3 protein-coding genes are annotated in these 5,965 nt (G+C 70.2%); all 3 read right to left on the minus strand.

Going from position 1 to position 5,965, the window contains the following annotated elements:
- Positions 1 to 37: 37 nt before the first annotated feature.
- The 3 genes from DI269_RS14200 to ligA all read right to left on the minus strand — a co-directional run bounded on the left by DI269_RS14200 (position 38) and on the right by ligA (position 5,696).
- A complete protein-coding gene (locus DI269_RS14200) occupies positions 38 to 1,009 on the minus strand; it encodes a sigma-70 family RNA polymerase sigma factor (protein ID WP_112136902.1) in 972 nt (323 codons plus the stop codon).
- A 95-nt stretch (positions 1,010 to 1,104) separates the two neighbouring features.
- Positions 1,105 to 3,132 carry a putative bifunctional diguanylate cyclase/phosphodiesterase gene (locus DI269_RS14205; protein WP_112136904.1) on the minus strand — a complete coding sequence of 676 codons (2,028 nt, stop codon included), beginning with the start codon at positions 3,130 to 3,132 and terminating at the stop codon, positions 1,105 to 1,107.
- Between the two features lie 338 nt (positions 3,133 to 3,470).
- On the minus strand, positions 3,471 to 5,696 hold the full coding sequence (ligA, locus tag DI269_RS14210) for an NAD-dependent DNA ligase LigA (protein ID WP_232822750.1): 2,226 nt from the start codon (positions 5,694 to 5,696) through the stop codon (positions 3,471 to 3,473).
- Positions 5,697 to 5,965: the final 269 nt, after the last annotated feature.

Consider the following 5,965-nt stretch of genomic DNA (forward strand, 5'->3'; position numbering starts at 1 on the left):
GCAAATAACGCGGGGCGGCCGTCGGCGTTCGCGGAACCTATTCGCGGTATTCGGTGGGGAGGCCGAACAAGGGGAAGAGGCGGACGGTGTCGAGGAAGTAGTTGAGGCCGGCGATCTTGTTGTCGGTGAGTTCGAGGACGGTGATGGACCAGGGGGTCCAGAGGCCGGGCTCGTCGGAGGGCTTGTAGTGGCCGAAGGCGGGGAGGCCGTTGGCGCCGACGGGGACGAGGCGGGAGTTGCGGCAGGCGGAGCCGGTGCCGAGCATGAATTCGGCGACGCCGGCGGGGCCCTGGACCCAGAGGGGGAACGGGGGCATGGAGAGGGCGACGTCCTGGGTGCAGAGGGCCGTGAGGGCGTCCATGTCGTAGGCCTCGAAGGCGCTGACGTAGCCGTCGACGAGTTTGCGGACCTCCGCGTCGTCGATGGCGACGGTCGGGGTCGGAGTGGCGTGGACCTTCTCCATCGTCGCCTTGGCGCGCTGGAGTGCGCTGTTGACGGAGGCGGGGCTGATGTGGAGGGCCTCGGCGGTCTCGGCGGCCGAGAAGCGGAGGACCTCGCGCATGAGCATGACGGCGCGCTGCTTGGCGGGCAGGTGCTGGACGGCGGCGACGAAGGCGAGGCGGAGCGTGTCCTTCGCTTCGGCGGCCGCGGCCGGGTCGGCGCCGAAGGCCAGGGAGTCGGGGATGGGCTCGACCCACAGGTAGTCGGGCTCGGGCGCGGGCAGGGGCGTGCCCGCGTCGGAGGCCGGGGCCAGGTCCATCGGCCGGGCCCGGCGCTGCGGGCCCTTGAGCATGTCGAGGCAGACGTTCGTGGTGATCTTGTAGAGCCACGAGCGGAGCGAGGAGCGGCCCTCGAAGGACGCGTAGGACTTCCAGGCCCGCGTGAACGCGTCCTGGACGGCGTCCTCGGCCTCGAAGGAGGAGCCGAGCATCCGGTACGCGTAGGCGCACAGCTCGCGCCGGTGCGGCTCGAACGAGGCGAGCACGTCGTCGTTGACAGCGATGTTCATGGCCTCAGCTTTGCACAGGGCACCGACATTCGCGAGCAGCGTTCGGGAAGTTCCCGCGCCAGGTCGAGAGGTCTACACGGACTCCCTTGTGGCCCTTAGTCTTCCTTGCGCTGCTCGGCCATCCAGCGCTCGAACGCGTCGGCGCTCATCGGCTTCGCGAAGTGCCAGCCCTGGCCCGCGTGGCAGCCCCAGCTCTCCAGCTGGCGGCGGACCTTCTCGTCCTCGACGCCCTCGGCCACGACCTCGACGTCCAGGGCCCGGCCCAGGTCGATCGTGGTCGAGACGATCGCGGCGTTGTCGGGGTCGTCGCACAGGGTCGTCACGAACGACTTGTCGATCTTGATCTCGGTGACCGGGAGTCGGCGCAGGTGCTGCATCGAGGAGAACCCGGTGCCGAAGTCGTCGAGGCTGATGCCCACGCCGAGGTCGGAGAGGCGCTGCACGTTCTGGAGCACCCGCCGCGGGTCGGCCATGAGCGCCGACTCGGTGATCTCCAGCTGGAGGCGCTTGGCGTTGACGCCGTACGCGTCGATGCGCTCGGTCAGGAAGTCGGTGAACTCCGGCGACTGGAGGTCGCGCACCGAGACGTTCACGGCCATCCGCAGGTCGTACCCGGCCTCGCGCCAGGTCCGCAGCTGGCGCAGGGCGATGTCCACGACCCGCTCGGTGAGCATCCGCATCACCGAGGAGTGCTCGGCGGTCTCGATGATCTCGGCGGGGTTGACGACGCCGCGTTCGGGGTGGCTGTACCGCAGCAGGGCCTCGGCGCCGATCACCTCGCCGTCCACGAGGCGCACCTGCGGCTGGTAGAAGAGGTTCACGCCGGGGGCGTCGGGGTGGTCGAGGGCGCGGCGCAGGTCGCCGAGGAGGTGGAGGCGCTCGGGCGAGTGGTGGTCGAACTCGGCGCCGTAGCGGGTGTAGGTCCCGGCGCGCTGCTTCGACTCGTACATCGCGATGTCCGCGTGGCGGAACAGGGTCTGGAAGTCGGGGCCGTCGTCGGGGAAGACCGCGATGCCGACCGAGCCGTCCACTTCGAGGCTCACGTCGCCCAGGACGATCGGCGCGTCCAGGCGGGCGCGGATCTCGCGGGCGCACTCCATCGGGTCGGTCATGCCGTCCAGTTCGGACCACACGAACGCGAACTCGTCGCCGCCGAGGTGCGCAATCTTCTTCCCGAGCGGGATGTCGGTCGTGAAGCGCTTCGCGAGCTCCACCAGGAGCTGGTCGCCGACCTCGTGGCCGAGCGCGGAGTTGACGTCGGCGAAGCGGTCCAGGTCGAGGATGAGCAGCGCGACGGCCGTCTTCGTCTCGGCCGCGTCGGCCAGCTTGCCGTCGACGACCTCCTGGAAGCCCTTGCGGTTGAGCAGGCCGGTGAGCGGGTCGTGGTCGGCCTCGCGCTCGCGGTCGGCCGCGGTCTGGAGGATGCGGTAGACGCTGAAGATCGGGATCGCCGAGGCGGCGACGAGCCACCACGAGGACATCGCGGCGGTCGCGAGGATCGGGGCGATGGCGATCTGGGTGGCGCGCAGGGCCCATTCGCTCTTGAGCCACTGCCAGGTGAGGTAGAGGAAGCGCTCGCCGGTGCGCAGCGACTGGCGGTAGGCGACGAGGGCGCTGCTGACGAGCGGCCAGGCCGTCCCGGCGGCGAAGATCGCCAGGATCTGGAGGGGCGTGCCGCCCCAGGTCGGGGATCCGCTGAGGGCGTCCCAGACGTACCAGGCGACGCAGAGGGCGAGCCCCTGCTGCGAGACGTTGAAGATGGTCCTCCAAGCAGAGGCGCGGATCTGCACGCACAGGAGCGTGACGGCCGCCGACTGGACCACCAGGGCGGGGAGGAAGCCCCAGGTGATCATGGTGGCGAGCGCGTACACGAGGTAGATCGAGGCGATGGGCGACATCCACAGCCCGCCCCAGCGGTTGGGGCGGAACTCGGCGACCAGCGCGAGCCCGGCGGTGAGCCAGAACGCGAAGGGCACGCTGAAGAGCCCGCCGTCGAATGCGCCCGAGCGCACGGCGGTGAACCCGGCGACGGCGATCGCCAGCACGGCGACGGCCGACATGTAGCCGTAGTACCGGCCTGGATGCTCTCTGGGCGCAGTGTTGCGCATGAGCGTCGTGGCCATATCGCTCCTCCCACTGCCACACCGTCCCGCGGCGACGCGCCAGAATCACCTCGGGTCGGTCGTGGCCGACTCCTCTGTCATATCGCGATTTTCGCTCCCAGACAACGCTGGGGGCACATGCGGCACACTTGTGACCAGGCGCGACATGTCCGTGACAGAAACCGTTATCCGCACGTCGGCGGCAGGGTCTCCCGAGGTCGATTTCGGACCCGGCGGCCCCTTCGGGCGGGCCGGACCGTACCGCGTGCGCGGTGAGGAGCAAGCTTCCACGAGATGACTCTGCCTTGTTCTAACGAGCTTCCCCCCCGAATGGAATACGGATCGTTACCGACTTGTGATCATTCTGGTTCGATCTCGTCGTTTTGCATTTCGGGAACGGGCAGACCTTCCTCCAGAAAACGGCCGAAGTCCTCGCCTTGAACGACGTGGACGCCGAGCTCGACGGCCTTGTCGTATTTCGACCCCGGCTTCTCCCCCGCGACGACCGCGCCGGTCTTCTTCGAGACCGAACCGGTGGACTTGCCGCCGCGCGCCTTGACGGCCGCGGCCGCGCCCTCGCGGGTGTAGCCGGGGATGCCGCCGGTGATGACCACCGTGACGCCCTCCAGGGTCTGCGGGAGCGCCTCCGAAGGGTCCGGGGCGTCGTCCTGCATCCGCACGCCCGCCGCGCGCCAGCGCTCGACGATCTCGCGGTGCCAGTCGACGGCGAACCAGTCCTTGATGGCGGCGGCGATGGTGGGCCCGACGCCGTCGACGCCGGCGATCTCGGCCTCCTCGGCGGTCGCGATCCGGTCGAGGTCCCGGAAGTGCTCGGCGAGGGCCTGGGCGGAGACGGGGCCGACGTGGCGGATCGAGAGGGCGTTGACGACGCGCCACAGCGGCTGGGACTTGGCCGTCTCCAGGTTCTGGAGCATCTCCTCGGCGTTCTTACGCGGGAGGATCTCGCCGGTCTTCTTGTCGGGCTGGCGGGCGAAGGGCGTGACGACCTTCTGCTCCTGGGTCTTCTCGTCGATCTTGGGGAGCCCGGTGTCGGGGTCGCGCACGACGACGCGGATCGGCAGGAGCTCGTCCATCTCCAGGTCGAAGACGCCGCCCTCGTCGGCGAGGACGGGCGCCGAGTCGAGCGGCTGGACGAGGGCCGAGCAGGCGATGTAGCCCATGCGGTCGACGTCGAAGCAGGAGCGGCCGGTGAGGAACGCGAGGCGCTCGCGCAGCTGCCCGGGGCAGTGGCGGGCGTTGGGGCAGCGCAGGTCGACGTCGCCTTCGGAGGCGGGGGCGAGCACGGAGTCGCATTCGGGGCAGCGCTCGGGCATCGTGAACTCGGTCTCGGCGCCGGTGCGGGCAGCGGCGACGGGGGCGACGATCTCGGGGATGACGTCGCCGGCCTTGCGGACCACGACGATGTCGCCGATGAGGACGCCCTTGGCCTTGACCTGGTCGGCGTTGTGGAGGGTCGCGAACTCGACCTCGGAGCCGGCGACGCGGACCGGGTCGAGGACCGCGTACGGGGTGGCGCGACCGGTGCGGCCGATGGAGACCTTGACGTCGAGGAGGCGGGTGTTGACCTCCTCGGGCGGGAACTTGTAGGCGACGGCCCAGCGGGGGGTGCGGCTGGTCGCGCCGAGGCGGCGCTGGACGCCTATCCGATCGATCTTCACGACGATGCCGTCGATCTCGTGGACGAGCTTGTGCCGCTGCTCGCCGAACCGCTCGATGTACTTGAAGACCTCGTCGATCGTGGGGACGACTTCCCAGTAGGGGCTCGTCGGCAGGCCCCAGGCGTCGAGGGCGGCGTACGAGTGGGACTGGGAGTCGGGTTCGAAGCCCTGGAGGGCGCCGAGGCCGTGGGCGATGAAGGACAGGGGCCGCTCGGCGGTCTTCGCGGCGTCCTTCTGGCGCAGGGACCCGGCGGCGGCGTTGCGGGGGTTCGCGAACGGGGCCCTGCCGGCTTCGACCTGGGCTTCGTTGAGGCGCGTGAAGTCGGCGGTCGGGAAGTAGACCTCGCCGCGGACTTCGAGGAGGGCGGGGACGGGGAAGTCGTCGGTGCCGGTGAGGCGCTGGGGGACGGCGGCGATGGTGGCGACGTTCGCGGAGACGTCCTCGCCGGTGATGCCGTCGCCGCGGGTGGCGGCGCGGGCGAGGCGGCCGTTCTCGTAGACGAGGTCGACGGCGAGGCCGTCGATCTTGACCTCGCACAGGTACCGCTCGCCGGGGACCTCGGCGGTGATGCGGTCGGCCCAGGCCGCGACCTCCTCGGTGCTGAAGACGTCCTGGAGGCTGAGGAGCTTCTCCAGGTGCACGACCGGCGCGAACGCCTCGGAGAAGGTGCCGACGACCTCGGTGGGCGAGTCGTTCTTCTTCAGCTCCGGGTAGCGGGTCTCCAGGTCGACGAGCTCGTGCATGAGCTCGTCGAACTGGCTGTCGGAGACGGTGGGCGCGTCGTCGCGGTAGTAGCGGCGGCGGTGCTCGGTGACCTCCGGGGCGAGTTCCTCGACGCGGGCGCGGGCGCGCTCGAACTCCGGGTCGTCGGTGCGGTCGGGGCCGTCGATGTCAGTCGTGCTCACGGCCCCATTGTGTCAGCAGGGACCGACGTTCGGCCCCATTGCGCCTGCCGGGTGCGACGTTTCGCGGAGGTCGAAGCCTTACGCCGCCGGTCACCTTCCGTTCACATCCTGCTTGCCTGCCACACCACTTGGGCCGCGATGATCAGCGCGTACCGCCCGCCCCGCACCTCCTCGACGAAGGAGCCCAGGTCTTGGTGACTCTGCAAGGTTCGAACCGCCGCGGCTTCCTGCGCCGCGGCGCGGCCGCGGCGGGCGGGGGCGCCGCCCCC

Source organism: Glycomyces dulcitolivorans, assembly GCF_003265355.1.
In the GTDB taxonomy this organism is placed as follows: Bacteria; Actinomycetota; Actinomycetes; order Mycobacteriales; family Micromonosporaceae; genus Glycomyces; species Glycomyces dulcitolivorans.

Excerpts from the sequence above, each read along its gene's own strand:
- DI269_RS14200 (WP_112136902.1), bottom strand. The coding sequence starts at position 1,009 with ATGAACATCGCTGTCAACGACGACGTGCTCGCCTCGTTCGAGCCGCAC.
- DI269_RS14205 (WP_112136904.1), bottom strand. The coding sequence starts at position 3,132 with ATGGCCACGACGCTCATGCGCAACACTGCGCCCAGAGAGCATCCAGGC.